This window comes from Ammoniphilus soli (genome assembly GCF_040813775.1).
Map to the genome: position 1 here is coordinate 206,343 of NZ_JBEGDL010000001.1, position 23,524 is coordinate 229,866.

Annotated in this window: 28 protein-coding genes; 23 read left to right on the forward strand and 5 right to left on the reverse strand. The window is 44.5% G+C overall.

Going from position 1 to position 23,524, the window contains the following annotated elements; all coding sequences use genetic code 11:
- The first annotated feature begins 13 nt into the window (after positions 1 to 13).
- The 10 genes from ABLT31_RS01115 to ABLT31_RS01160 all read left to right on the forward strand — a co-directional run bounded on the left by ABLT31_RS01115 (position 14) and on the right by ABLT31_RS01160 (position 11,470).
- Complete coding sequence (locus ABLT31_RS01115) at positions 14 to 1,210, forward strand: M20 metallopeptidase family protein (RefSeq protein ID WP_367749329.1); 1,197 nt, start codon at positions 14 to 16, stop codon at positions 1,208 to 1,210.
- Between the two features lie 28 nt (positions 1,211 to 1,238).
- Positions 1,239 to 2,279, forward strand: a complete 1,041-nt coding sequence (locus ABLT31_RS01120; RefSeq protein ID WP_367747761.1) for a homoserine dehydrogenase — start codon at positions 1,239 to 1,241, stop codon at positions 2,277 to 2,279.
- Between the two features lie 32 nt (positions 2,280 to 2,311).
- Entirely contained in the window at positions 2,312 to 3,751 is a 1,440-nt protein-coding gene (locus ABLT31_RS01125; RefSeq protein ID WP_367747764.1) for an aldehyde dehydrogenase family protein, read from the forward strand.
- A 70-nt stretch (positions 3,752 to 3,821) separates the two neighbouring features.
- Positions 3,822 to 4,706, forward strand: coding sequence for a pyridoxal 5'-phosphate synthase lyase subunit PdxS (gene pdxS, locus ABLT31_RS01130; protein ID WP_367747766.1), 885 nt, complete (start codon positions 3,822 to 3,824; stop codon positions 4,704 to 4,706).
- Between the two features lie 47 nt (positions 4,707 to 4,753).
- Positions 4,754 to 5,926, forward strand: a complete 1,173-nt coding sequence (locus ABLT31_RS01135; RefSeq protein ID WP_367747769.1) for a M24 family metallopeptidase — start codon at positions 4,754 to 4,756, stop codon at positions 5,924 to 5,926.
- Between the two features lie 74 nt (positions 5,927 to 6,000).
- Positions 6,001 to 7,551, forward strand: coding sequence for a BCCT family transporter (locus tag ABLT31_RS01140; RefSeq protein ID WP_367747772.1), 1,551 nt, complete (start codon positions 6,001 to 6,003; stop codon positions 7,549 to 7,551).
- 100 nt (positions 7,552 to 7,651) lie between these two features.
- A complete protein-coding gene (locus ABLT31_RS01145; RefSeq protein WP_367747775.1) occupies positions 7,652 to 8,383 on the forward strand; it encodes an aspartate/glutamate racemase family protein in 732 nt (243 codons plus the stop codon).
- 31 nt (positions 8,384 to 8,414) lie between these two features.
- The gene (locus tag ABLT31_RS01150) at positions 8,415 to 9,494 is read left to right on the forward strand and encodes a TRAP transporter substrate-binding protein (protein WP_367747778.1); all 1,080 of its coding nucleotides are present in this window, start codon (positions 8,415 to 8,417) and stop codon (positions 9,492 to 9,494) included.
- Positions 9,495 to 9,594: 100 nt separating this feature from the next.
- A complete protein-coding gene (locus tag ABLT31_RS01155) occupies positions 9,595 to 10,173 on the forward strand; it encodes a TRAP transporter small permease (RefSeq protein WP_367747781.1) in 579 nt (192 codons plus the stop codon).
- Positions 10,174 to 10,195: 22 nt separating this feature from the next.
- Entirely contained in the window at positions 10,196 to 11,470 is a 1,275-nt protein-coding gene (locus ABLT31_RS01160; RefSeq protein ID WP_367747784.1) for a TRAP transporter large permease, read from the forward strand.
- Positions 11,471 to 11,773: 303 nt separating this feature from the next.
- Here ABLT31_RS01160 and ABLT31_RS01165 read toward each other — a convergent pair whose 3' ends face one another.
- Positions 11,774 to 12,100 (reverse strand): heavy-metal-associated domain-containing protein, encoded by a 327-nt coding sequence (locus ABLT31_RS01165; RefSeq protein WP_367747786.1) that lies wholly within the window; start codon positions 12,098 to 12,100, stop codon positions 11,774 to 11,776.
- 169 nt (positions 12,101 to 12,269) lie between these two features.
- Here ABLT31_RS01165 and ABLT31_RS01170 point away from each other — a divergent pair, with 169 nt between their 5' ends.
- The 8 genes from ABLT31_RS01170 to ABLT31_RS01205 all read left to right on the forward strand — a co-directional run bounded on the left by ABLT31_RS01170 (position 12,270) and on the right by ABLT31_RS01205 (position 18,082).
- A complete protein-coding gene (locus ABLT31_RS01170; RefSeq protein WP_367747789.1) occupies positions 12,270 to 12,827 on the forward strand; it encodes a DUF6884 domain-containing protein in 558 nt (185 codons plus the stop codon).
- Positions 12,828 to 12,985: 158 nt separating this feature from the next.
- Entirely contained in the window at positions 12,986 to 13,432 is a 447-nt protein-coding gene (locus ABLT31_RS01175; protein ID WP_367747791.1) for a hypothetical protein, read from the forward strand.
- Between the two features lie 174 nt (positions 13,433 to 13,606).
- Complete coding sequence (locus ABLT31_RS01180) at positions 13,607 to 14,725, forward strand: hypothetical protein (protein ID WP_367747794.1); 1,119 nt, start codon at positions 13,607 to 13,609, stop codon at positions 14,723 to 14,725.
- A 115-nt stretch (positions 14,726 to 14,840) separates the two neighbouring features.
- Complete coding sequence (locus tag ABLT31_RS01185; protein WP_367747796.1) at positions 14,841 to 15,296, forward strand: S1 RNA-binding domain-containing protein; 456 nt, start codon at positions 14,841 to 14,843, stop codon at positions 15,294 to 15,296.
- 102 nt (positions 15,297 to 15,398) lie between these two features.
- Positions 15,399 to 16,175, forward strand: a complete 777-nt coding sequence (surE, locus tag ABLT31_RS01190) for a 5'/3'-nucleotidase SurE (RefSeq protein WP_367747799.1) — start codon at positions 15,399 to 15,401, stop codon at positions 16,173 to 16,175.
- Positions 16,168 to 17,178, forward strand: coding sequence for a hypothetical protein (locus ABLT31_RS01195; protein ID WP_367747802.1), 1,011 nt, complete (start codon positions 16,168 to 16,170; stop codon positions 17,176 to 17,178). The genes surE and ABLT31_RS01195 overlap by 8 nt, the downstream gene beginning before the upstream one ends.
- A 25-nt stretch (positions 17,179 to 17,203) precedes the next feature.
- Entirely contained in the window at positions 17,204 to 17,761 is a 558-nt protein-coding gene (locus ABLT31_RS01200; RefSeq protein ID WP_367747805.1) for a TetR/AcrR family transcriptional regulator, read from the forward strand.
- Between the two features lie 57 nt (positions 17,762 to 17,818).
- A complete protein-coding gene (locus ABLT31_RS01205; RefSeq protein ID WP_367747808.1) occupies positions 17,819 to 18,082 on the forward strand; it encodes a hypothetical protein in 264 nt (87 codons plus the stop codon).
- 48 nt (positions 18,083 to 18,130) lie between these two features.
- Here ABLT31_RS01205 and ABLT31_RS01210 read toward each other — a convergent pair whose 3' ends face one another.
- Positions 18,131 to 18,586 (reverse strand): GNAT family N-acetyltransferase, encoded by a 456-nt coding sequence (locus ABLT31_RS01210; RefSeq protein ID WP_367747811.1) that lies wholly within the window; start codon positions 18,584 to 18,586, stop codon positions 18,131 to 18,133.
- Positions 18,587 to 18,750: 164 nt separating this feature from the next.
- On the opposite strand from ABLT31_RS01210, the gene ABLT31_RS01215 reads away from it, so the two are divergent.
- From ABLT31_RS01215 to fabI, 4 genes are all read left to right on the forward strand, one after another.
- Positions 18,751 to 19,521: a hypothetical protein gene (locus ABLT31_RS01215; protein ID WP_367747814.1), complete on the forward strand. Its 771-nt coding sequence runs from the start codon at positions 18,751 to 18,753 to the stop codon at positions 19,519 to 19,521.
- Positions 19,522 to 19,568: 47 nt separating this feature from the next.
- Positions 19,569 to 19,730: a hypothetical protein gene (locus ABLT31_RS01220; protein WP_367747817.1), complete on the forward strand. Its 162-nt coding sequence runs from the start codon at positions 19,569 to 19,571 to the stop codon at positions 19,728 to 19,730.
- Between the two features lie 18 nt (positions 19,731 to 19,748).
- Positions 19,749 to 19,910 (forward strand): hypothetical protein, encoded by a 162-nt coding sequence (locus ABLT31_RS01225; protein WP_367747820.1) that lies wholly within the window; start codon positions 19,749 to 19,751, stop codon positions 19,908 to 19,910.
- Between the two features lie 240 nt (positions 19,911 to 20,150).
- Positions 20,151 to 20,927, forward strand: coding sequence for an enoyl-ACP reductase FabI (fabI, locus tag ABLT31_RS01230; RefSeq protein ID WP_367747823.1), 777 nt, complete (start codon positions 20,151 to 20,153; stop codon positions 20,925 to 20,927).
- A 146-nt stretch (positions 20,928 to 21,073) separates the two neighbouring features.
- Here the strand turns inward: fabI and ABLT31_RS01235 are convergent, their stop codons facing one another.
- Positions 21,074 to 21,421 (reverse strand): hypothetical protein, encoded by a 348-nt coding sequence (locus ABLT31_RS01235; protein WP_367747826.1) that lies wholly within the window; start codon positions 21,419 to 21,421, stop codon positions 21,074 to 21,076.
- Between the two features lie 134 nt (positions 21,422 to 21,555).
- Between ABLT31_RS01235 and ABLT31_RS01240 the strand changes: the two genes are divergently transcribed.
- Positions 21,556 to 22,398, forward strand: a complete 843-nt coding sequence (locus ABLT31_RS01240) for a PHP domain-containing protein (RefSeq protein WP_367747828.1) — start codon at positions 21,556 to 21,558, stop codon at positions 22,396 to 22,398.
- Here the strand turns inward: ABLT31_RS01240 and ABLT31_RS01245 are convergent.
- Positions 22,395 to 22,874 (reverse strand): GNAT family N-acetyltransferase, encoded by a 480-nt coding sequence (locus ABLT31_RS01245; RefSeq protein ID WP_367747831.1) that lies wholly within the window; start codon positions 22,872 to 22,874, stop codon positions 22,395 to 22,397. The two genes, ABLT31_RS01240 and ABLT31_RS01245, sit on opposite strands and share 4 nt — an antisense overlap.
- Positions 22,835 to 23,347 (reverse strand): 2'-5' RNA ligase family protein, encoded by a 513-nt coding sequence (locus tag ABLT31_RS01250; protein ID WP_367747833.1) that lies wholly within the window; start codon positions 23,345 to 23,347, stop codon positions 22,835 to 22,837. The genes ABLT31_RS01245 and ABLT31_RS01250 overlap by 40 nt, the downstream gene beginning before the upstream one ends.
- Between the last annotated feature and the right edge of the window lie 177 nt (positions 23,348 to 23,524).

Here is a 23,524-nt window from a genome sequence, read left to right on the forward strand (position 1 = left end):
CCAATTAAAAACTATGGTGGAACAAGCGCAGGGGCTTTCGGAAAAAATAGTCGGATGGCGGCGACAACTCCATGCTCATCCGGAGTTAAGCTATCAAGAATACCAGACCTCTCAATTTGTAGTTGATATGTTGAAAACCATTCCGGGAATGTCAGTCGAAAAGGGAGTAGGCTACCCGACCGCCGTGGTTGGAACCCTTTCATCTGGTGAAGGACCGACCATAGCGATTCGGGCCGACATGGATGCGTTGCCGATTATTGAGGATAACAAGCACAGCTATTGTTCAAAGCATCAGGGAGTCATGCATGCATGCGGGCATGATGCCCATACTTCGATTCTTCTCGGCGCAGCTCACATGCTGGCAGAATGCTTTGAAAACCAACAATTAAGAGGAACAGTCAAATTCATTTTCCAGCCTGCGGAAGAATCTACGGACGAGAACGGGTTAACCGGAGCGGTTCATATGATCCGTGCAGGGGTATTGGAAGGAGTAGATTGTGCCATTGCCCTGCATATGAGTCCTGAAAATCCGCTTGGTGAAGTACAGGTAAATGCCGGATACAGCATGGCGAATGTGGATGTATTTGAAGCTACGATCACGGGAACGGGAGGCCATGGAGCCTATCCTCACTTGGGGACCGATCCGATCTGGATGCTCGGACCTGTGCTTCAAGCCCTTCATGGCATTGTGTCCAGAAAAGTATCCCCTTTAGACGCGGCTGTAGTCAGTATAGGCCAGGTCCATGCGGGATCCGCGAGCAATATCATACCCTCGGAAGTCCATATTCAAGGAACCCTTCGAAGCTACACTCCTGAGGTAAGAGAGCTGTTGATTGCGGAAGTGGAAAAGGCGTTTTCCCTTGTGGATATTTTAGGAGGGAGCTACAGCTTTACCGCTCATCGGGGGGAGCCTGCCCTGAAAAATGACGCAACGGTGAACGAGTGGATAAAAGAAACGATACAAGACTTATACCCGAATTGCCAACTGGTTCAGACCCCCTTTGGCTTGGGTGGCGAAGATTTCGCTTATATGGCCCAAGCGGTGCCAGCAGCCATGTTTTTTCTAGGATGCGCGCTTCCGGACGGAATCAAGAGGGAGCTCCATACCCCGATCTTTGATATCGATGAAAGATGTTTGCCGATGGGTGCTGCCATTATGGCTGAAACAGCCAAGAGGTTTCTGAACGGACAATATCAATTCAAGAAATAAGAGATAAAGAGAAGAGGAGTGAACCGGTATGGCTCATAACATTGCATTGCTTGGTTTCGGAGTGGTCGGACAAGGGTTGGTGGAAATTATCCGTGATAAAGGGACGGCCCTGCAGCAAGAGCTGGGATTCGATGCGAAGATCGTAGCGATATCTGATTTGATGAAAGGATCCCTATATCATCCGAAAGGATTGGATCTGAATGCTGCGTTGGATGCAGTAAAAGAAACGGGGAAATTGGATGCCTATCCGGACACGCCAGGCCTCATCAGAGGATGGGATAGTTTCCAAACGATTCGGGAAAGCAATGCGGATACGATTGTAGAAATTACGTTTACGGATGTAAAGACAGGTCAACCGGCCATCGATCATTGCCGGGCTGCTTTTGAAAGCGGTAAAAATGTCGTGATGAGCAACAAAGGGCCAGTTGCTCTCGCTTACCAGGAATTATCTCAATTGGCAAAGGAAAACGGGGTTCGCTGGGGCTTTGAAGGAACGGTTATGAGCGGAACGCCAGCGCTAAGAATGCCAATCACCACTTTGGCTGGCAACGATATTCATGGCATTGTTGGGATCCTAAACGGGACGACTAATTATATTCTTACAAAGATGGAAGAAGGAAAAACCTATGAAGCGGCATTAAAAGAAGCGCAAGAACTCGGTTATGCAGAAGCTGATCCGACCAGCGATGTGGAAGGATATGACGCGCAGTACAAAGTTGTGATTCTAGCCAATGTCGTTATGAATGCTCCGCTGAAACGGGATGACGTCGCTTGTGAAGGAATCAGCCATTTGACTCCACAGGATATCGAATGGGCAAAGTCAGAAGGGAAGCGTTGGAAGCTGTTGGCTCGGGCAAGCAAAGAGGGAGATAAGGTTATTGCCAAGGTCGGGCCGGAAGCGATTCCTTTGACGGATCCGTTAGCGGGCATTATGGGAGCTACGAATGCCGTGACTTACCAATGTGATCTGGCTGGTCCGATCACTTTAGTCGGGGCAGGCGCAGGTCGGACGGAAACTGGGTTTTCTTTATTAATTGATTTGATCAATATTCAACGAAATCAACTTTAAGCAGAAAGGCGGGATGAAGGGTGGTTCTATCTGTGAGAACGAAAGTAAAAGGTAAAAAAATGCACATTGGCGGGCAATGGGTGGAGAGTGACCGCGTTATCGAAGTTCGCGATCCGCAGGACAACAGCCTTATTGAAACGGTTCCTGCAGCAACCGCTGAACAGATGGCGAAAGCGATCGAATCCGCAAAAGAAGGCGTGAAAATTGCCGTGGAGATGCCGGTTCACCAGCGGATAGCCGTCCTTAATAAAGCGGCGGACATTATTTCACGGCGAAGGGAAGAATTTGCCAGAACGATTGCCCGCGAAGGCAGCAAGACGATTCGAGAAGCGCGGAAGGAAGTATCCCGCTGCATCGAGACGATTCGCATTAGCGCAGAAGAAGCAAGACGTGTCCACGGGGAAACCATTCCGTTTGATCAGATGCCTGGCAGCGAAAACCGAATGGGTTACTACTATCGTTTTCCGATCGGCCTGATTGCAGCCATTACGCCTTTTAATGATCCTCTTAATTTGGTCGCTCACAAGGTTGGGCCAGCCATTGCATCCGGAAACGCCATCATCGTAAAACCGGCAACGGTCACTCCGCTAAGTGCGATTCTTTTGGCAGAAGCCTTGTTGGAAGCAGGCCTTCCCCCTCAAGTGCTCACGGTCATTACAGGAAATGGGAGTGAAATCGGCGATGTTTTAGTAACCCATCCCGCTGTACGAATGATTTCTTTCACAGGCGGCTTGCAGGCTGGACTAGATATCAGCCGGAAGGCCGGATTAAAGAAAATCGGGATGGAGCTTGGATCGAATTCACCCGTCATTGTCCTATCCGATGCGGATTTGGAAGAAGCGGTGGAATCTACAGTGTCCGGAGCCTTCTGGGCAGCAGGGCAGAATTGCTTGGGTGTACAGCGCGTGTACATCGAAGAAAGCATCTTCGATACCTTTAAAGAGAAGTTTGTAGACCGCACCAAACAATACCGTACGGGGGATAAGTTATCGGAACTGACCGATATGGGACCGATGATTACGGAAAAAGAAGCGATTCGCGTAGAAACATGGGTAAATGAAGCGGTGGAAAAAGGAGCTGCTCTGCTCTGCGGGGGAGAACGAAATGGAGCATTCTACGCCCCAACCGTTCTAGCCGATTTACCGGCGGATTGCACGCTGGCGAAGGAGGAAGTGTTTGGCCCTGTTGTGATGCTGTACCCGGTTTCTGACTTGGAAGCTGCCATTCAAAAATCGAACAGCGTCGATTACGGGTTGCAGGCAGGGATTTTCACTCGTAATTTAGAAAAAGCCTTCTCTGCGATCAAACATTTGGAAGTCGGCGGAGTTATGGTCAATGACAGTACGGACTATCGCATTGATGCCATGCCTTTTGGGGGAGTGAAGGGATCCGGACTTGGCCGGGAAGGAATCCAATTTGCCATCCATGAAATGACGGAACCGAAAGTGGTTTGCTTTAAATTGCCGAAATAAAAAATATTCAACAAGAGGAGAGGTTGGAGGAACTTTCGTTCCTCCGCTTAAACATAAGGAGGAGACAGAAATGATTGAAGTGGGAACAGCAATGGTGAAGCGCGGTATGGCAGAGATGCAGAAAGGCGGCGTCATCATGGACGTGATTAATGCCGAACAGGCGAGAATCGCTGAGGCCGCAGGGGCAGTAGCGGTCATGGCTTTAGAGCGCGTGCCTTCGGATATTCGCGCGGCAGGTGGAGTAGCCCGTATGGCAGACCCAACGATCGTAGAAGAAGTGGTGAAAGCGGTCTCCATACCGGTTATGGCGAAAGCACGTATTGGACATTTCGTTGAGGCAAAGGTTTTGGAAGCGTTGGGAGTGGATTATATCGATGAGAGCGAAGTGTTGACTCCTGCGGATGAGGTTTTCCATATCAATAAGAAGGCCTTCACCGTTCCTTTTGTCTGCGGGGCCCGTGATATCGGAGAAGCATTGCGCCGAATTGGTGAAGGGGCGTCCATGATACGAACCAAAGGGGAACCCGGTACGGGAAATATTGTGGAAGCCGTGCGGCACCAGCGCATGATGCAAAGTCAAATCCGCAAAATTCAATCCATGTCGTATGATGAGTTAATGGCTGAAGCCAAGAACTTAGGAGCTCCTTACGAATTAGTGGAATATATACACAAGAATGGAAAATTGCCTGTTGTGAATTTTGCTGCAGGCGGGGTGGCTACTCCTGCTGACGCAGCTTTAATGATGCACTTGGGATCGGACGGAGTATTCGTAGGCTCTGGTATCTTTAAGTCCGAGAACCCTGAGAAATTTGCCCGTTCCATTGTGGCAGCAACCACTCACTATGAGGATTATGAACTCATTGCCAAATTGTCCACGAATTTGGGCAATCCTATGAAGGGAATTGAAATCTCAACCCTGCTGGAAAATCAAAAAATGGCCGTACGAGGCTGGTAGATCAGTGTATAAAAAATTTAGCTTGGGCGTTGGGGAGGAAGGGCAGGATGGCTCTTTTTGAGGTATCAGAATATAAGAGAAGAATGGATCAAGTTAAGAAAAAGATGGCCGATCAAGGGATTGACGTCTTATTGGTCACCGATCCAGCAAACATGAACTACCTTTCAGGTTACGATGGCTGGTCGTTTTATGTTCACCAATTGTTAATGGTGCAAATGGATGAAGAGCAGCCGACGTGGGTTGGACGCGGGATGGATGCTTCCGCAGCCGTCGTAACGGCATGGATTGACAGCGATCATATCGTCGCTTACCCTGACGATTATGTGCATAATACCGTAAAACATCCGATGGATTATGTGGCTCAGCTGTTAATCAGCAGGGGACAAGGAAACAAAACGATTGCCGTAGAGATGGATGCCTACTATTTTACCGCGCAATGCTTTGAAAGCCTTAAACAGGGATTGCCGAATGCGCAATTTAAAAATGGGACAAACCTAGTGAACTGGGTTCGCATTGTGAAGTCTGAACAAGAGATCGTGTATATGAAAAGGGCAGCAAAAATCGTGGAAAATGCCATGCGTATCGGAATTGATTCTATCCAAGAAGGGATAAGAGAGTGTGATGTAGTAGCAAAAATCTATCACGCTCAAATCAGCGGAACAGAAAGTTTCGGAGGAGATTATCCAGCGATTGTTCCCTTGCTTCCTTCGGGGGAAAAAACCTCAACACCCCATTTGACATGGACTGACCAAAAGTATCGGAAGGGGGATCCAGTCATCCTGGAGCTTGCGGGCTGCCATCAGCGCTATCATTCTCCTTTAGCCAGAACGGTTGTGATAGGTGAACCGGATCAAAAGATTAAGGATTTAGCTAAGGTAGTCATTGAAGGGATCAATGAAGCTCTACAGGCAGTTAAGCCTGGGCTGACGTGTGAAGAGGTCGAGCTGGCTTGGAGAAGATCCATCGAAAAAAGCGGGTTTAAAAAGGATTCCCGCATCGGTTATTCCACTGGGGTGAATTATCCTCCAGACTGGGGTGAGCATACGGCTAGTATTCGTCCTGGAGATCAAACGATTTTGCAGCCGAATATGACGTTTCACATGATTCCTGGAATCTGGTTAGACAATTATGGAGTTGAAATTAGCGAAACGTTCCGAGTCACGGAAACAGGGTGCGAAACGCTAGCTAATTTCCCTAGAGAGTTGTTTGTTAAAAGCTAATTTTAGCGAACAGGATACTGTTCGCTTGTTTTTTCCTTAGTGTCTGTGTACTCGAATTAAAAGGGGGGATTATTTTGAAACAAAATTTCAAAAGAGCTTCGTACAATAACGTGGTTTTTTGGGTTTCATCCATTATGGTTTTATGTATTGTTCTGTTTGGCGCCCTCTCACCTGACAGGTTTTCTCACTATGCATCAAGGATGTTTGATTTTACAACTATTAACTTTGGGTGGTTTTACCTCATTTCCATGGCATTTTTTGTAGGTTTTTGCCTTTTTCTGGCTTTTAGCCGATTTGGCCGCATTAAACTGGGAAAGGAGCAAGACCAACCAGCGTATTCTTTCTATTCATGGATAAGTATGCTGTTTGCGGCAGGGTTTGGTTCTGGACTAGTATTTTGGGGTGTCGCTGAACCGATGTCCCATTTTGCAAATCCGCCATATAGTCATGTGGACCCGCATTCTGCGGAAGCGGCACGCCTCGCAATGCACTATTCTTTCTTCAATTGGGGATTCCATCAATGGTCCGTTTTTGCTGTTGTTGGACTAGCGCTAAGCTATTTTCAATATCGTAAAAAAGGCGATTCCCTCATTAGTTCTACATTGACACCTATTATCGGAAAACGTTCTGGCCGTCTTTTTAATACCCCTATCGATATTCTTGCTGTCATTGCAACAACGATAGGTGTTGCTACCTCGTTTGGTATGGCTGTATTGCAAATTAACGGTGGATTAAAATATGTCTTTTCTCTTCCAAATATCACCTGGATGCCGCTTCTAATTATTGCTGTGATGTTTATCCTTTACATGACTTCGGCATTAAGCGGTGTCGATAAGGGAATAAAAATTTTAAGCAATATTAATATGGCCTTGGCAGTAGGCTTAATGGTCTATGTTTTGTTTGCGGGGCCAACGGTTTTTATTTTGGAAGGGCTTACGGTTGCAATAGGGGATTATCTGCAACACTTTATAGAAAATAGTTTTTATATGACCCCCTATGATGGCGGGACATGGGTACGCAATTGGACGGTCTTATATTGGGCATGGGTCATAGCTTGGTCACCCTTTGTTGGTGCATTTGTTGCCCGTATCTCTAAAGGCCGAACCATTCGTGAATTTGTTTTTGGCGTCTTAATTATCCCTCCTTTTATCGGACTTATTTGGATTTCGATCTTTGGGGGAGCGGCACTTCACATGGATCTATTTGAAAACGCATCTATGGCAACTGCTGTATCAAACGATGTTAGCACTGCACTGTTTGTCATGTTAAAAGGGCTCCCTTTTGATCTGGTATCGTCCGTTTTATCGTTTATCTTGATCGCCATATTTATGATTACTTCCGTTGATTCAGCAACCTATATTCTTGGCGTGCTGACATCAAAGGGGAGTTTGAATCCTTCGAGGTTTGCTACAGCCATCTGGGGTGCATTGATAGCCGCAATTACGGCCGTCTTGATCCTAACAAGTGGATTAAAGGGTCTCCAAACTGCCTCTTTAATTTCTGCTTTACCCTTTACGGTGATAGTAATCATGATGTGTATTTCTTTAATAAAATCTTTGCGCAGCGAAGAAAAGATAGCCAACCAGGAGATCGAGTATTTTCAACGCGAAAAGAAGGCCCAGTAGCCTGATCCTGCAGAATGAATTATCTAAATAATTTGCTGTTTCCTCAAAGTCCGAATTTGCAGGAGTCTAGTTCATTATCTAATAGAGGGGTTCAAAATGTATGGTCTATCGAGCAAGAAAAGGACAAGTTAGCTATGGGGAAGCCATTGGCATCCTCATGCTTGATTCCTACGCTCCCTTTATCCCAGGAGATGTAGGTAACGCATCGTCTTATAGTTTTCCCGTTCGCTATCGGACTGTCAAGAACTTCACCGTCGAGAGATTATTTAATAAGGATATGTCCTTATTGGATTCGGTGATTGAAGCGGGGGAAGAGCTTGTCAAGGATGGAGTGAAAGCCATAACAGGCGATTGCGGCTATATGGCCTTATTCCAGCGGGAGTTGGCCAATCGCTTGGAAGTACCTGTATTCATGTCTAGTCTGCTTCAAGTCCCCTTCATATCCAGAATGCTGCGTAAGGATGAAAAAGTGGGAATTATTTGTGCCAGTTCCAATGTTCTCGATCCCAGCCTGCTAGAAGCGGTTGGGATCGACCCAAAGATATCCATTCATATACGCGGGTTGGAAGATCAACCCTATTTCTATCAAGCCGCAGTGGCAGAAGTAGGAATTCTGAATTCCATAGAAATAGAGAAAGAAGTCATTTCCGCAGCTAAGCAGATGGTAGAAGAAGATCCAAGAGTTAAAGCGATACTGCTCGAATGCAGCATGCTCCCGCCGTATGGTGAGGCTGTCCAAAATGCAGTAAACCTTCCGGTATTTGATTACATTACGATGATCAATTATGTCTATTCTGCCGTGGTGAAGAAGAAGTATTCCGGATTTATGTAAGAAAAAGCATATATACAGGGGGAAAATAAACATGAAGAAGCTTAAAGTGAAATCCATGTTGTTGACAGCTCTTTCTGCTCTGATCATCATGACAACAGCTTGTTCCTCAAATGAGGCCAGCACAGATGCCAAGCCGGCAGAAGGGGCTGGGGGAGAACAACAGACCTACAATGTCCGCTTAGTTCATGAAGAGATTCCTGGCAGTGTCCAAGACCAATACGCCCAAAAGTTCAAAGAAGTGCTTGAGGAAAAATCAAACGGAAAATTTAAGGTGGAAGTCTACCCTGTAGGACAATTGGGGGATGCGACCCAGCAAGCTGAGCTATTGCAAAACGGCGGAGTGGAGTTCGCTATTACATCACCCGGAACGACGGGCACTTTAGTACCGGAAAACCAATTGTTTTCCTTGCACTTCTTGTTTTCTGAAGATATGGAATTAAACAAGAAAATACTGAATGAAAGCAAGGCATTGAATGAAGAGCTGAACAAGATTTATGAGGAGAAGAATATCAAAGTTCTAAGCTATTGGACCGAAGGATTCATGGATTGGACGAGCAGCAAGCCGTTAGATACTCCTGAAGGATTTAAGGGATTCAAGATGAGGACAATGGCTTCTCCGATGATCGTATCCGCTTATGAAGCGTATGGGGCCAGTCCGACACCGGTTCCTTACATGGAAGTATACAGCGGATTGCAGTTAAAGATGATTGAAGGACAAGAGAATCCGATGTTTGCCATTGAGGAAATGAAATTCTATGAAGTCCAGAAATACCTGACTCTTTCTCATCACTGCCTCTATGTTACGAGTACGGCGGTGAATCCCGACTTCTTTAATTCTCTGCCAGCGGAAGAGCAGCAATTGGTGTTGGATACGGTCGAAGAGCTAAAGGATTACTCCTTTGAGATACAAGATAAGCTAAACAGCGAAAGACTGGAAAAAATCAAAGCGGCGAGCGACATTGAGATTGTGACGCTGACCGATGAGCAGCGAGCAGCCTTTAAAGAAGCCAGTAAATCCGCTAGAGCTAAATTTGTAGAGTTAGCTGGCGAGAGAGGCGATACGATCTTAACCCAGTTAGAAGAAGAAATCGCTGCAATCACCAAGAAATAAAATGAAAATGAATCCAAAGGGGCCAAGCTCCCCTTTGGATTCAATCACATGGTCTACTATGGGTCCCACTTGCCGACAAAAAGGGGAGGAAAATGATCTAATGAGGATTCTCCATTTGATTGATCGATGGATAACGAGGATTGAAGAAAAGATTTTAAGCTTTTCCATTCTGCTTATGGCGTTCATTTTAATTGGTAATGTTATCAGCCGCATGGTATTTAACTACAGCTGGCACTTTGCAGAAGAGGCCGGGCAATTTCTTGTCATAGCGATTACCTTTATTGGTATCAGCTATGGAGCCCGGAAAGGCAGGCACATCAGCATGACCGCCTTAATGGACTTGTCACCGCAAAAGGTGCAAAAGGTTCTTATTCTCATCATTTCTAGCGTAACTTCCATCACCTTGTTCTATCTGGCTTATTTGGGAATCGAGTACACATTGAAAGTAGAATCCTTGGGAAGAGTAACCCCCTCCCTAAGGGTACCGATGTATCTGATTGTTATGTTTGTCCCGATTGGTTTTGCGCTGGGAGGGATTCAGTATGCACGTAATTTTTGGATCAACTTGAAAGAAAAAGAAGTCTATATAGGAACAGAAAAAATGGCTAACGAGAAAGAAGAAGTAGAATTATCCAAGGATGACCAAGAATCTGATTACAAGGTGTCCCATATCATCTAGGACGTAAGGAGGGGATTTTTTTATGGTACTAACTTTAATGTCCATCATGATTGCACTGCTGTTGATAGGCTTTCCTATGATGATGTCGCTGATTGCGGCGCCATTGGTCGTGTTGAATCAGTATTTTCCTAATATGGATCCCATGATGGTAACGCAACAGCTTTATGCAGGGGTTTCTCCCTTTGTCCTCCTTGCGGTTCCGATGTTTATTTTCGCTGCTGATATTATGGCGGCAGGGCAAACAGCTAATCGCTTGGTGGATTTTGTAGGCAATTTTGTGGGTCATATACGCGGAGGGTATGCCATTACAACGGCTGCCACTTGTACGTTATTTGGCGCCATTTCCGGTTCGGCGCAGGCAACAGTTGTAGCAGTCGGAAAACCCATGCGTTCCAAGCTGTTGAATATCGGATATCAGGATAAGGCTGTCATGGCCTTAATTGTCAATGCTGCCGATGTGGCGTTGCTTATTCCGCCAAGCATTGGGATGATCATGTATTGCGTGGTTACAGGGACCTCCGTAGGGGAGCTGTTTATTGCAGGGATTTTTCCGGGATTAGTTGTATTTTTGTTCTTTTCCGTATACAGCTATTTCTATGCTAGAGCAAAAAATATTCCGAAACAGCCGAAAGTAACCTGGGGAGAGCGTTGGAACGGAGTGAAAAAGGCGCTTCTCCCGCTTGGGTTTCCGGTTATCATTATCGGCGGGATTTATTCTGGACAGTTCAGCCCTACAGAAGCCGCTGCGATTTCTGTTCTGTATGCGATCATTCTTGAGATGTTCATCTTCAAGTCGGTTAAGGCAAAAGACCTCCATGGGATTGCTTTATCCACTGGCCTGGTAACCGCTGCTGTGTTTATCCTTGTCGCTGGAGGCTCTGCCTTTTCCTGGGTCATCTCTTATGCGGAAATCCCTGAATTGATTACTTCCGGCGTTCTTGGACCCGATCCATCTGCCCTTACCGTTTTGATCATGGTAACCCTTTTCTTCTTTATAGGGTGCATGTTTGTTGACCAAATCGTAGTCATTATGGTTCTGACGCCGATTTTCTTTCCGGTTGCCATGCAGGCAGGCATCGATCCGATCGTGCTTGGTATCATTATCACTCTCCAGGCGGCTATTGGAGCCTCGACACCGCCATTCGGCTGCGATATCTTTACGGCTTGTGCCGTATTTAATAGGCCTTATATGGAGGTCATCAAAGGTACGCCTCCTTTTATCATCATGCTTGTCGCTGTTTCCTTGCTTGCAATCGCTTTCCCCGAAGCGATATTGGTCTACCGCTATTTTATGTAGCACTTAGGTTGCAGTCTAAACATGTTTCATTCAAACGAAAAGTGGAACTAAAATGTCCAAATCCAGCGTTACAGGTACGCATATTATTATTCGTGTACAGTTTGAAAAGGAAACGGTGTCTTCAGACCGGCGTTGCCCGCAAGAAGACAAATGTTTATCGCAATGAGCCAAATTCTTTAGATCAATTGGAAGAATTAGATCTGCAATTGGTTGGGGTATAGCTTAACGAAGAGGGTGTCCCAAAAGCCTGCTGGCTTTTAGGGACACCCTCTTCGTTGTCTGAACTTGAGGTATAACTAGGATTTATTTCACCTTATGGTACTCATCTGGCAAATAACCATGGGAATCGAGGGATTTCATAATCCATTCGGGTTTCATGGTTTCCGGATCGAGAGTGATGGTAACAACGTCTGCCGTGGAATCAATCTTGAAATCGGAGATGCCAATTAGTCCATTCAGAATTCCCTCAATCTGGCTTCTGGACTGTTCTGTAGTCATGCCAAGATTGACAAACTGATAGGTTACTTCATTGGAGGAGCTTTCCACATTGCCAACAATCAGTTTGGGAAGAAAAGTACCCACTGCAATGGCGAGAAGAAAGCCCAATACTAACAGATATCTTTTACCCATCACACACCTCCAAAAATTAGTTAAGCTTATTATTGGTTTAATTTAGGAAAGTCTATGCAATTTTAATGAAAAAAGGAAAAAAGCCCTGCATTTACTGCTGTTTATTGTTAAAATAAAGAAAAGGTAGAAAGTTGTGCGAAAAAGGAGATGCAGGGGGAGGAAAGAATGGATGGTTGATGTGATGAAATATTATGTGGATTCCTATTGGATGGCGGCATACTGGAACACGCGATTTACTCGAATACTCTTGGACGCTATGTTTTGTCCTTCCCAGCCGAAAAAAAGGAGAATAGCCTTGATTGCTTGCGTAAAGCAGAAAAAAGAAGGCAGACATATGGCATCTGAACTATATACCTCAGCGTGGTTTGTTAAGGTGAGGGAGTATATTGAGCAATCCAATTTTGATCAATGGTATATTCTTTCCGCCAAACATCACTTAATCTCCCCGACTGATGTAATTGAGTCTTATCCGGAGCATCTTAATCAATACAAAAAGCAACAAATTGATGAATGGGCGCAAATTACCGCTCAACAAATAAAAGATCAACATCTGGAAGGCGAGCAATTGGTTATTTTTGGAAGCGAGAAATATAGATCGCTGCTGTTATATCTTCCTGATTCTCAAGTGGAGGAGCCGTTTAAGGGGATGGGAATCTCTCAGCAGATGGCTTGGATGCACCAGCAAACAGCGGGGAAGCCTGACGAAGGAGATAAAAATCATGTATAATGGGGAAGGTAATAGAAAGTCATCCTTACATACTTTACGGAATAAGGGAGTATAAACTTCTATGAGTTAACATCCTTATTTCGCATAAATTCCCTTAAAAGTGGTCTGGCTACTTTGAAATGCTTCAATGAAGCTTTTTTAATGAAAACTGGGTTGAGGTGAATTTTGTGTTTGGTTTAGGTAAAAAGAAAAGCTTTGATATATTGCTCTTGAAACCTGATAATGATCAAAAGGAAAAAGGGAGAAAAATTGTACAAGTTCTTTTTCCGTCTATCGCTGCGAATGATTTTGTGCAGCTCATGCTTCGCTTGCAGAAGTCTAAATTGAATACGGCTGAGGCGCTTGGGGAAATTGGCGGGTTTACGATTCTATCGCATATTGAAGGACTAGAGAAGATAACGGTCATGGATGAAGTGCAGCCGGAGGCTGAGCCGATTCCTTTTCAGGATTTTTCCAATCAGCTGTTAAACCGCTTCAACAGCATGCTGAATGAGGATGACATTGCAGAGGGATCAGAAGATGAGGATATGCTGGAGGAAGAAGGGCAAGACGACCTTGTTTATTTTATTGGTGAGTTTACCTTAATGAAGGATGGTAGCTTTTAGAGCCTGATAGGCTCTTTTTTTCACTGTCAGAATTATAACTTTGTTACATTATTTGGACAGGATGAGGAAAACTTGTTGCTTGGCACCAGCCAAGTTTTCTTTTATTTAAGTAGGAAATTTGTCGATCATGTCGAATGGATAAAAGTAAAGTTTTTCGCAACAGGAGGATGATTCATGATTAAGAGTTTTCTGAAAAAGGTTTTTTCGTCTTCAAGCGAGCCTTCTGCGGATCCTTCTAGTATTTCAGCATCGGACGAAAGAAATACGGATGAGATTCCTATTACCGTGCCCATGGATGTGCATGAAGAGAAACCTCATATGAAGCGTTATGAAGAAGTTACTATAAAGAAAGAATGGATGGCAAAACATCTCATTAAGCAATGGAACAGCCTGATTCACCAATATTACCAAGAAGCATTGAAAAATCCCGACATAGAGCCGATCCGTATTCGCCTTAGACTGGACGAGGAGCTCCTGGGGAATCTGGATGCCATAACAGCTAAAAGAATAGGAAAGTATATTCACTTATGCGAACATGACGTGATGGAGTTCACTTTCTTTCTGGATAAGCAAGATAAAGAAACGATGGACATATACAAGAATTATGTACTTCCGCAACGGGTGAACGAATTAAATGGATTCTTGCAGGAAAGATGCCTCATGATCTATGAAACGTCGGAAGCGCTCACGAGAGATTTTCGTCCGGAAATTGAGGATTATTTCTACTCCCTTGAGATTCCTATTGGAGAGAGCTTTTTTGATGAATTTGAGCAGTGGCGCCGTGAAGTACTGGGAAAACATGAACAAGAAGAAGCTGTCCCGAGCGGGGAATCAGACCTTAAGCAGATGAGCCCTGTTATGATTAAGATTTCCAAGGAAGAAGTGGAAAATGAAAATATTCACCAGCTAGATCATTATATGGCTGATGCTCTTCAGTCTCCCGAAACCGCTAAAGCTTATAGAGGAAGTCTGCTGTTTTCGTTTTATGGCTATGCCAAGGATGGAGAACTGCTTGATCTCATGAACCGCAAGGATGTGAAGGACTGGGCATCCTTACTGGTCGAAAAACACCCTTATGTATTTTACTTCTTAAATAATGAGGAGTATCCGATGACACGGTTCCTCACTTCTTTGGTCGTGACAACAGAAGTGGAGGAGGACTCCGTTTATTACAATGAAGAAGAGCTAGAGGCCTTTAGGGCTTATATTGGGGATGCTCTTTCTAAGCTGGCCAATTGGCTTGAAGAGGAAGACGAAAGGGTTCGACAGGCCTTCGAGAGCCATTTCCAATAAGAATTCCACCTTTCTTTATCCAGACAGGAACATTTGACCAGATCCAGGCATATAGTATCTATAACCATATCTACTATTAATCCGATTAGGGATAGAGTTTAAGGGGAGCGATCATATGTCTAGTGAGTTGACAGTGGGGAACGTTATTGAGGGCCAGATTACTGCCATAAAGGAATATGGTGCGTTTGTATCGCTTACAGGAGGGCGTTCGGGACTTGTACATATTTCGCAAATCGCAAGCGAATATGTGAAGCAAGTAGAAGATTATCTTTCTGTAGGGGATAAAGTAAAGGTGAAAATCATTGACATCTCCGATCAAGGGAAGATCTCTCTTTCCATCAAGCAAGTAGCCCCTCTTGAAAGAAAAGATGGAAAAAAACCGGAACAACGCATCGAAAAAAAAAACCCATTACGCTCTGATTCATCAGCATTCGGACAACGGGCAGAACGAAAGAATCGAACGGATATGGGGAAGGATAGGATAAATTCCTTAGAGGAAAAACTGAAAAAATGGATGAAGTCAAGCGAAGAAAGAATGCAAGATCTTCAGTCCAAGCAGAAAAGAAAGTAACGAATAGCGGTTATCCTGTTTAGGATGCCGCTTTTTACTTTTTCTAAGGTATAATATGAATGGAGATAATATCCAGCAAAGTTCCGGGAGGTTAAGAGTTCAATGCTGAAAGTACTAGTAACGAATGATGATGGCATCCATGCGCTAGGAATTAAACATCTCGTAGAAACCATCTCTGATTGGGCTTCGGTTTATGTTTCAGCACCGAGCGGAGAGAAAAGTGCAGTTGGTCACGGGATAACCGTTCGCCAGCCCCTATTGGCTGAGAAAGTCGATTTTCATGGATTGGAGCACGTCAAGGCTTGGAGTGTGAACGGAAATCCAGCCGATTGTGTCAAGATCGCTCTCCACGTTCTCCTGGACGAAAAACCGGATCTTATTCTTTCAGGGATCAATGCAGGTCTTAATCTAGGAAAAGACATTTATTATTCAGGCACTGTGAGTGCGGCAAGGGAAGGCGTAATCCACGGCATTCCTTCCTTAGCTTTATCTTATGATAATCACTTTCACCCATTTGACTTTGGCGAGGTCAAGGAAATGCTCGGACCCTGGCTCAAGCATGTTGATCCCCTTAAGATTCCGCCTGATGTGTTTTTGAATGTCAATATCCCTCATGTAAAGGCCAGTGAGCTGCGCGGAATTGTCCCGGTTCCTCTAGACCTGCACCATTACACCGACCGAATTGACCGCAGGGCTGCGGATAAGGGGGATGAATATTGGATAGAGCGTGATTACGATAGAAAACGGGTGGAGAAAAGCGACAGCGATATGCTGGTTAAGGGATATATGGTTGTGACCCCTGTCCATATCGATGCCACGGATACGTGCTTGCTTCAGGAGATGGCAGGTTGGGACTGGGGAGCAGCCAAGGATGAGTAATCGGGCGTTATCTGAGGAGACCGTCGGTAACATTCTCGAAAAGGATTCATTCCCAGATCTCTATGATTGCGTCTGGAATGAAGGGAAGCATTATTTTTCCAGAAGCGACTCCTCCGGGAGAGTGGATATCGTCATCGTGTTTCAGGATATCGAGGACTTTTCCCAGTCCTCGGGTTCGCAAGTCATGCTGGACTTTCAAGTGTATAAGGGCCAATTTTTCATTGTGGTGTGGACTCTTACAGATCCTCAGAACCCTCTTGGCTTTCCTGTTGGCTTCAAAATGAATGACCAACAGGAAGAAGAGCAATTGCAACAAATCTTCCAGCAAGAACAGTTGTGGATACATTATTTGGCCATGGAAGAACAACTGCTAATCCATATCTTTTCGGAAGCCTACCAATTGCCTCCTGATGAGCGAGAAGCTTGTCTGAAGCGGATTAAAGACTTGCCAGCTCCTCAGTCTCGGGAGGAAGGCGATGAAGCGATCCGAACCAAAGAAGCTCATCAATTGACAGACGAGCAGCTCCTTGAAGACGGGATCGGATACATGATCGATTATTCCAGTTCGGTTGGGAAATATGGAGAGGAACAAGCGGAAGAAAGGCTAATGTCATCTCTCCTGCAAGCTCTTACTCTTATCAAGAATCATCCTAATCCTGCTGTGCGGACGTCTTCCTTTTTGATCTGGATTCGGGAAAAGCGAGAACATACACATCAAGGTCAGGAAGCGCGACTGGTTACGATATTCATGAGCCCACCGCTTAACCATCTTTTGGATTTGGTAAACGACCAGCAAGTCGAGGAAAATCCGCTTAGCTCCGTTATTTTATCCATGCCGGAATTCCTCATGACAGTAGAAGCGAATCCGCTTCAGGAAGGAGCTTACCCCCTCATCCAAGTGGAGGAGGGAGCCATGATTCATCTGGAGCTCGATGAGAGTTTGCAGGAAAAATTATCCAAGCTTTATACCGGGGGCGAAGAAAATCCATATACCTTAACATAGGCTTTGAAAAAGGGAGGAGAACTGCGTGGGAAAGCCGAAACAGATTAGGCCCATTGATTTAGTAGGGGCTGCTAAGCAGCAATTAGTGAAGAAGGGGCAAGGGAAAATTACGCTAAAGAATGTTGCGGAAGCTGCCGGTGTTACCCAAGGAGTTGTCTACTATCATTTCAAGACGAAGGATCAATTATTGATTTCTTTGCTAGAGGACTTTTTTGAAAATGACCTAAAAGAACTGAAGAAATTCAAGCAAGAAAAGCGAGACAAGACACCGGTTGAAACTATGGAGGCCTATGTTTCGGAAGAGTCGTATAAGTCCCAGGTTTTTCCTGAACACCAACAGGTTTTTTATGAATTGGTTTCTCTTGCTTTTCATCAGAAAGAGATGAAAGCTTTATTTGGCCAAGCTATTCATGCGAAAGCAGGAACCATTTCCGAGATGGCTGCCGGTAGCCAAGCGACAGGAAGATTAATTCTGGCCATCTTGCAAGGGTTAGCTTTGCAAAGCTTATTTGACCCAACTTTTAACCGTAAAGAAACATACGAATTGGCGAAAAAATGGATATCGAAGCTAGGAACAGAATAAATCTCCTTTGCTAGCGGAAAATAGGAATATGCTTCGACAAGCTGAGGAGGTACGTTCATGGCTTTTATTTGTCCCTTATGTAACGGCATGGAGATGGAGTCATATGGGAAGGACTGTCCTTTCTGCCAAGAGAGAATGACAGATAGCGGGAGGCTAATGGATTATTTTGACGACTACAGTGCCTATCTTGAAATCGATGGCATGAAAATGGAGGATGGCATTGGGAATGATGCGAAAGAACATCACTGTCCCCATCTGTTCTCTTGCCCCATTTGCGGGCATGATGACAAGCAGATGATTAGCGAGATTTATATCCGATAATCCTCCCGATGGTGTCATCGCGGGGGATTCCCTTTTCGCGTTATTGGCTTAGCTTGCATCGGTATATAGGTGCGGTTTCATTTGAGTCCACTTTACTTTAAATAGCTGCTTATTTTTACCTCCATAGCCCATCATCCAAAATCCATAGTATTCGTACATAAAGCATGAAAAGTGCATTTTTTGCCAGAATAGCATGTTTTCCGGTGCGCTTTCCAATAAAATGGAGTAATGGTGCTCTTTAGCATATTCCTTGAGCAATTGAACAATTTCCTCACCGATTCCGTGTGATCGATAAGCATGAGGGATGCGGATCAGCCCCAGGAAGATCGCCTCATGAAGGTCATCTAGATTGAAATCCAGCATAACATTATCAGCTACCATTCCGGCATCCCGCATGGTCTCATTCCACCGGAAGAGATGCCGCTGGTTAGGCTGGGCTTCATAGGTATAATAAATGCCGTGTTTCTTGAAAATGGCTTCTATTTCTATGATTAGGCCCTCCATCATAAATCCCCCCGTTGATCACTATATCTGCATTGTATAGCATTTTCTGTACTTTGGAATCCAGGGGTTGTGTCAATATCTCAACAAATTGAATTTTTCCTTGGCTACTCTGAATCCGTGCTTTATCATAGAAGGCTGAAGGTTATTGAAATGCGGGGGATACTATGAATAATGACTGTGAAATATATGCCGTAACTCGTTTAATCCATCGGTATGATTACGATGGAGCCATCGAAATGCTGGATATCCTTCAGCAACAGGGAACATCTTTTTACAGACTGGTCTTAAGCTGTCAGCGAGCGATCAATTTCAATTTTTCAGAGGCGAAACGGATGGCAGATCCGGTTCCTGAAGAGGAATTGTCCCCATATCCAGGTCTCAGCAGGTATACTAGCGATCTCCCTTTACTTATTGAAGGAAACCCATCATCGATTTTCAATGAATTGTTAGATCAATTAGTTATTCAATTGGATAGAGAGGCATATACCGATTTTCTCGGCCGTGTCTTTCAGTTGCGTGAATTGCTTTATAAATATGCGGTCATTCAATTTAAGCTGAAACAAGAATATTCCTTAAGGGATAGGATTTATCAAAAGCAAGCCTTTGAACACCAATTTAAGCTATATCGGGGATTGCTTAACGGGATGAAGGAAATTTTGCGTCAAGGCGGCGGGAAGTGGCAAAAAATTGTAAACGTTCTATCCGGCAAAAATATGGGAGATTTGATGGATATTCGCCATAGAACCATAGTTGCTCACGGCATAGAAACAGCAACCTTACAGGATATTGAGCGCGTTTATGATTCTACGGACAAAATTCTTGATGACTTATGTCAAGTATTCCAATGGCTGAACATCCCGGTAAAGCCGCATAAATATAAAGCGGTTAATGACGATTTGAATAAAATGTATTTGTCTCTTATAAAGGATACATAGAAATCAATGAGAACGTCGACTCTAAGCTATAGGAGGCGATGAATATAATGGATAAACATATAGATGGGAACCAATTGCCTGACTTTGATCAATTGAATGACCGCATTATCCAGAAAACCCCTGCAGGTCCCTTTATTGGCGCGAAAACCAACCTGGACCCAGAGGATCCTGAAGAGTTCAACCCATATGCTCCGAAAAAATCTAACTAATTAAAAGGAGGGACTTTAATGAGCGGATGGTACTTAAGGGAACCCCATGGAGAACCTCGATATCCAGGGGCTTTCGGAACTTCATTGAATCCTTTGATTGACCATATGGTGGTGGATGGTCAAACGATGACCAGTCTTGATGAAAAGTGGGAACAGAATAGCATGGGTGACACCGAATAGGCAATGGAGATTTCTTTTTTTTTCACGAAGTGGTATAATGATCCAAACACTACTTCGTGTTTTTTTTTGTTAACGGAATAAGAAAGAAAAAACTTCTTCGATTTCTCATCCTTATTCCGCATAAAATGCTTCCTCTAAAGGCGGTCTGGCTTCCTTGAATATGCTTCGAAGAAGCTTTACTTACTATGTTTGCTTATCAAAGATGAAATTCTAATAGAACAGATAGGGAGGTTTCATCCTATGAGTCAATTGTTGGCCGGCAAGAACTATATCATCATGGGCGTAGCCAATAAAAGAAGTATCGCTTGGGGGATTGCCCAATCCTTGCATCAGGCGGGCGCGAATTTGATTTTCACATATCAGGGAGAACGCCTGAAGAAAAATGTCGAGGAATTGGTGGATACCCTAAAGCCAGAAAGAAAGCTTCTTATATCCTGTGATGTTACGAACGATCAAGATATCGAACAAGCCTTCCAGCAGATCAAGGAAGAGGTTGGAGTTGTCCACGGACTTGCTCACTGCATTGCGTTTGCAAAAACGGAAGAGTTGGAAGGGGATTTCGTCGACACGTCCAGGGAAGGATATGCTCTAGCCCAGGATATTAGCGCTTTTTCCTTAGTAGCGGTATCCAAAGCGGTGAAGGGTCTTATGACGGAAGGGGGAAGCATCGTTACCCTTACTTATCTAGGCGGTGAGCGCGTCATCCAAAACTATAATGTTATGGGTGTAGCCAAAGCTGCTCTAGATGCTTCAGTCAGATACCTAGCTGCAGACTTGGGTAAGCATAATATTCGCGTCAATGCAATTTCTGCAGGACCGATCCGTACATTAGCGGCTAAAGGCATCGGTGATTTTAATAAAATCCTCAGCCTTATTGAAGAAAAATCTCCTATGCGCCGTACGGTAGATCAGTCCGAAGTAGGGGATACGGCTTTATACCTAATGAGTCATTTATCTCGCGGAGTTACGGGAGAAATCATTCATGTTGACGCCGGATATCACATCCTTGGATATTAACCAACCGGAACAAAAACGGCTAGCGCCTAAGAGCTAGCCGTGTTTTCTGTTTGGGAGATGGATCAGGGAAGCGTTTAGGGATTAGTTTGGGATCTTAGGGAGAAATTAAATGAATCAGGGACAGCTCCCTAGCGGCCTCCCTAATTTTATGTTTTTTGTACCTGCAGATAATCAGCAATTTCTGCCAGTTTGCTTTGGACTGCATTCCAAATCGGTTCTGGGATCTTCATAGATGGCTTAAGCTTTTCAGTACGACCGTCTTTCTTTAAATGAGCCCTACCAATTCGTACGGTGTATTGATTAGAATCGGAATGTTCTTTCCGAGTCGGAATGACTAGAGTGTAGAGGCTTTGTGTAGCAGAGTCTTGTATAATCAGCTGATAAGTAACTGCTTCGGGTTTCCCGCATCGCCTAAAACCTTGCTGGGTAAAGGTGGAGTCTACCAGAGAAAACGATTTCACTAGTCCATTTAAGCACTTATCCTTCAATTGCACGTACGTTCCTCCCTTATCATATCGAATGGAACCATAGAGGAAAGATAGGACCCTTCCATAGATAGTGAAATCATATGAGGAATGTTGGAGAAAAAGAATGGTTTTGTAAAATAAATTGAAAAGGAGGATAGAAAATGGTTGATCTCCATACGCATACAACAGCTTCCGACGGTACATATGAACCTCATCAAAGCGTAAAAAGAGCACAAGAAAAAGGATTGAAGGCTTTGGCTATTACCGACCACGATACTGTTGCCGGGATTGCAGAGGCCATCGAAGCTTCCGAAAAATGGGGGGTCGAGGTTGTTCCCGGCATAGAAATCAGCACCGTTGACCAGGGCAAGGATATCCACGTACTTGGATATTATATCGGCATTGAGGACCAGCGTTTCCTTACCCGATTGCAGGAATTGCGCAATACGAGAAACAAACGCAATGAGATGATTGTTGAAAACCTGCAGAAACTGGGCATTGACATTACCTTAGAAGAGGTGAGCCAGAGAAGAAAGATGGACGAAGGAAATATCGGTCGGCCTCATATTGCTGAGGTCTTAATGGCTAAAGGCATTGTTTCTTCAATGGAAGAAGCTTTTCGTGAATATTTAGGGCAAAACGCAAAAGCTTATGCGAACCCCCCGCGGATAACGCCTCAGGATGCAATCAATTGGATCAAGGAAGCGGGAGGGGTACCTGTTTTGGCTCATCCTGGCTTATATGGGCCTGATAATGGCCTTTTGAAAAGACTAATCGATAACGGATTAGAAGGGATAGAAGCCTATCACTCGGATCATGACGCAGAACAGGAAAGGTACTATAGCCAGCTCGCGGAGCAGCATGGTCTCATCGTAACAGCGGGCTCTGATTTCCATGGGGAACGTAATGGGGTGATCTTCCATGGTGATTTGGGAAATAGAAAAACAAGTTATGATACCGTACTACAATTGAAGAAAAAGGCAAAAGAAAGAGCTGGAAATTAACTTTCCAGCTCTTTTTCCATTGCAATATGTTCGATATCCGCTTCCAGAAACACATTGCCAATCGGGGAATAGCCGATGCGGCGATAGAAAGGTTCAGCATGCAGCTGAGCATTTAGCTTTAAACTATTAAATCCTCTTCTAACGGCTTGCTCCTCTATAGCTACCATAAGAAGCGCACCGATCCCTTGGCCTCTGGCTTCCTTGAGAACAGCCACCCTTTCGATTTTTCCGCTGTTGGAGGAATAAGGTCTTAATCGGGCTGCACCTTGAGGGATGCCATTGGAGTAGGCTATAAAATGCACGGTCTGTGGATCTTCATCATGTGCATCATATTCCAATTCCGGAGGGACGTTTTGTTCTTCAATAAATACCTGTTTTCGGACAGAGCGGGCATGGTCCTTTTCCTCCGGAGTCTTCACCGCTCTCACAGAAGCAATTATTTTTTCCCCAAGAGGAAGGTTTGATGGGTTGTCCATGTTTTATCACCTAATTGATAGAGTAAGGATATGCGGTCAATGTGGCTTTTCAAATTCAGGTTAATCATTTTCAGTCGGCCGTACACGTCGTGAAACTCGTCCTCAATCATGTCTTGACCAATCGTTAAGTGGGGCAGAAAGACGTACTTCTCATCTCGTTGGAGAATACCCTCATTTAATTTACTGTGCAGGGAAACTAGATCAGAAGGATCTTGAACACCAAAATAGATAACCGGATTCGTCGGATAGAACGTTTTGATCTTGTGGAAAGTCAGATCAAAAGGATCCGTCTCTTTAGCCACGCGATCAATATAGTCAACGATGCCTGAAAGGTCTTGTTCAGCTGCGTCAAAAGGCCACTTCAGTTTCAAGTGGGCAGGAATGAGCGCATAATGGGAATCGTATCTTTTCCGGTAAGAGTTGGCGCGCTCCTGGACTTCGTGTCCTGGAAATATGGCGATCGTGTATTTCATTTTTCTTCATCACTCCTCGTGAAGGTTTACCTTTATTCTAACATGTATTGTTATTGTTTTCCTATTTGCGATGTATTATTTTTGTGCAAGCAAGACAGGTGAATGGACGGTGATAACCTTACCTTCCTTGACATAGAATAATTTACAGCCTTTAATTAGCCCCTTCGATTTTTATAT

Excerpts from the sequence above, each read along its gene's own strand:
- ABLT31_RS01240 (WP_367747828.1), top strand. The coding sequence starts at position 21,556 with ATGGTTGATCTCCATACGCATACAACAGCTTCCGACGGTACATATGAA.
- ABLT31_RS01180 (WP_367747794.1), top strand. The coding sequence starts at position 13,607 with ATGATTAAGAGTTTTCTGAAAAAGGTTTTTTCGTCTTCAAGCGAGCCT.
- ABLT31_RS01205 (WP_367747808.1), top strand. The coding sequence starts at position 17,819 with ATGGCTTTTATTTGTCCCTTATGTAACGGCATGGAGATGGAGTCATAT.
- ABLT31_RS01155 (WP_367747781.1), top strand. The coding sequence starts at position 9,595 with ATGAGGATTCTCCATTTGATTGATCGATGGATAACGAGGATTGAAGAA.
- ABLT31_RS01115 (WP_367749329.1), top strand. The coding sequence starts at position 14 with ATGGTGGAACAAGCGCAGGGGCTTTCGGAAAAAATAGTCGGATGGCGG.
- ABLT31_RS01225 (WP_367747820.1), top strand. The coding sequence starts at position 19,749 with ATGAGCGGATGGTACTTAAGGGAACCCCATGGAGAACCTCGATATCCA.
- ABLT31_RS01150 (WP_367747778.1), top strand. The coding sequence starts at position 8,415 with ATGAAGAAGCTTAAAGTGAAATCCATGTTGTTGACAGCTCTTTCTGCT.
- surE (WP_367747799.1), top strand. The coding sequence starts at position 15,399 with ATGCTGAAAGTACTAGTAACGAATGATGATGGCATCCATGCGCTAGGA.
- ABLT31_RS01195 (WP_367747802.1), top strand. The coding sequence starts at position 16,168 with ATGAGTAATCGGGCGTTATCTGAGGAGACCGTCGGTAACATTCTCGAA.
- ABLT31_RS01135 (WP_367747769.1), top strand. The coding sequence starts at position 4,754 with ATGGCTCTTTTTGAGGTATCAGAATATAAGAGAAGAATGGATCAAGTT.
- ABLT31_RS01120 (WP_367747761.1), top strand. The coding sequence starts at position 1,239 with ATGGCTCATAACATTGCATTGCTTGGTTTCGGAGTGGTCGGACAAGGG.
- fabI (WP_367747823.1), top strand. The coding sequence starts at position 20,151 with ATGAGTCAATTGTTGGCCGGCAAGAACTATATCATCATGGGCGTAGCC.
- ABLT31_RS01185 (WP_367747796.1), top strand. The coding sequence starts at position 14,841 with ATGTCTAGTGAGTTGACAGTGGGGAACGTTATTGAGGGCCAGATTACT.
- ABLT31_RS01245 (WP_367747831.1), bottom strand. The coding sequence starts at position 22,874 with ATGGACAACCCATCAAACCTTCCTCTTGGGGAAAAAATAATTGCTTCT.
- ABLT31_RS01160 (WP_367747784.1), top strand. The coding sequence starts at position 10,196 with ATGGTACTAACTTTAATGTCCATCATGATTGCACTGCTGTTGATAGGC.
- ABLT31_RS01215 (WP_367747814.1), top strand. The coding sequence starts at position 18,751 with ATGAATAATGACTGTGAAATATATGCCGTAACTCGTTTAATCCATCGG.
- pdxS (WP_367747766.1), top strand. The coding sequence starts at position 3,822 with ATGATTGAAGTGGGAACAGCAATGGTGAAGCGCGGTATGGCAGAGATG.
- ABLT31_RS01210 (WP_367747811.1), bottom strand. The coding sequence starts at position 18,586 with ATGGAGGGCCTAATCATAGAAATAGAAGCCATTTTCAAGAAACACGGC.
- ABLT31_RS01220 (WP_367747817.1), top strand. The coding sequence starts at position 19,569 with ATGGATAAACATATAGATGGGAACCAATTGCCTGACTTTGATCAATTG.
- ABLT31_RS01250 (WP_367747833.1), bottom strand. The coding sequence starts at position 23,347 with ATGAAATACACGATCGCCATATTTCCAGGACACGAAGTCCAGGAGCGC.
- ABLT31_RS01165 (WP_367747786.1), bottom strand. The coding sequence starts at position 12,100 with ATGGGTAAAAGATATCTGTTAGTATTGGGCTTTCTTCTCGCCATTGCA.
- ABLT31_RS01145 (WP_367747775.1), top strand. The coding sequence starts at position 7,652 with ATGGTCTATCGAGCAAGAAAAGGACAAGTTAGCTATGGGGAAGCCATT.
- ABLT31_RS01170 (WP_367747789.1), top strand. The coding sequence starts at position 12,270 with ATGGTTGATGTGATGAAATATTATGTGGATTCCTATTGGATGGCGGCA.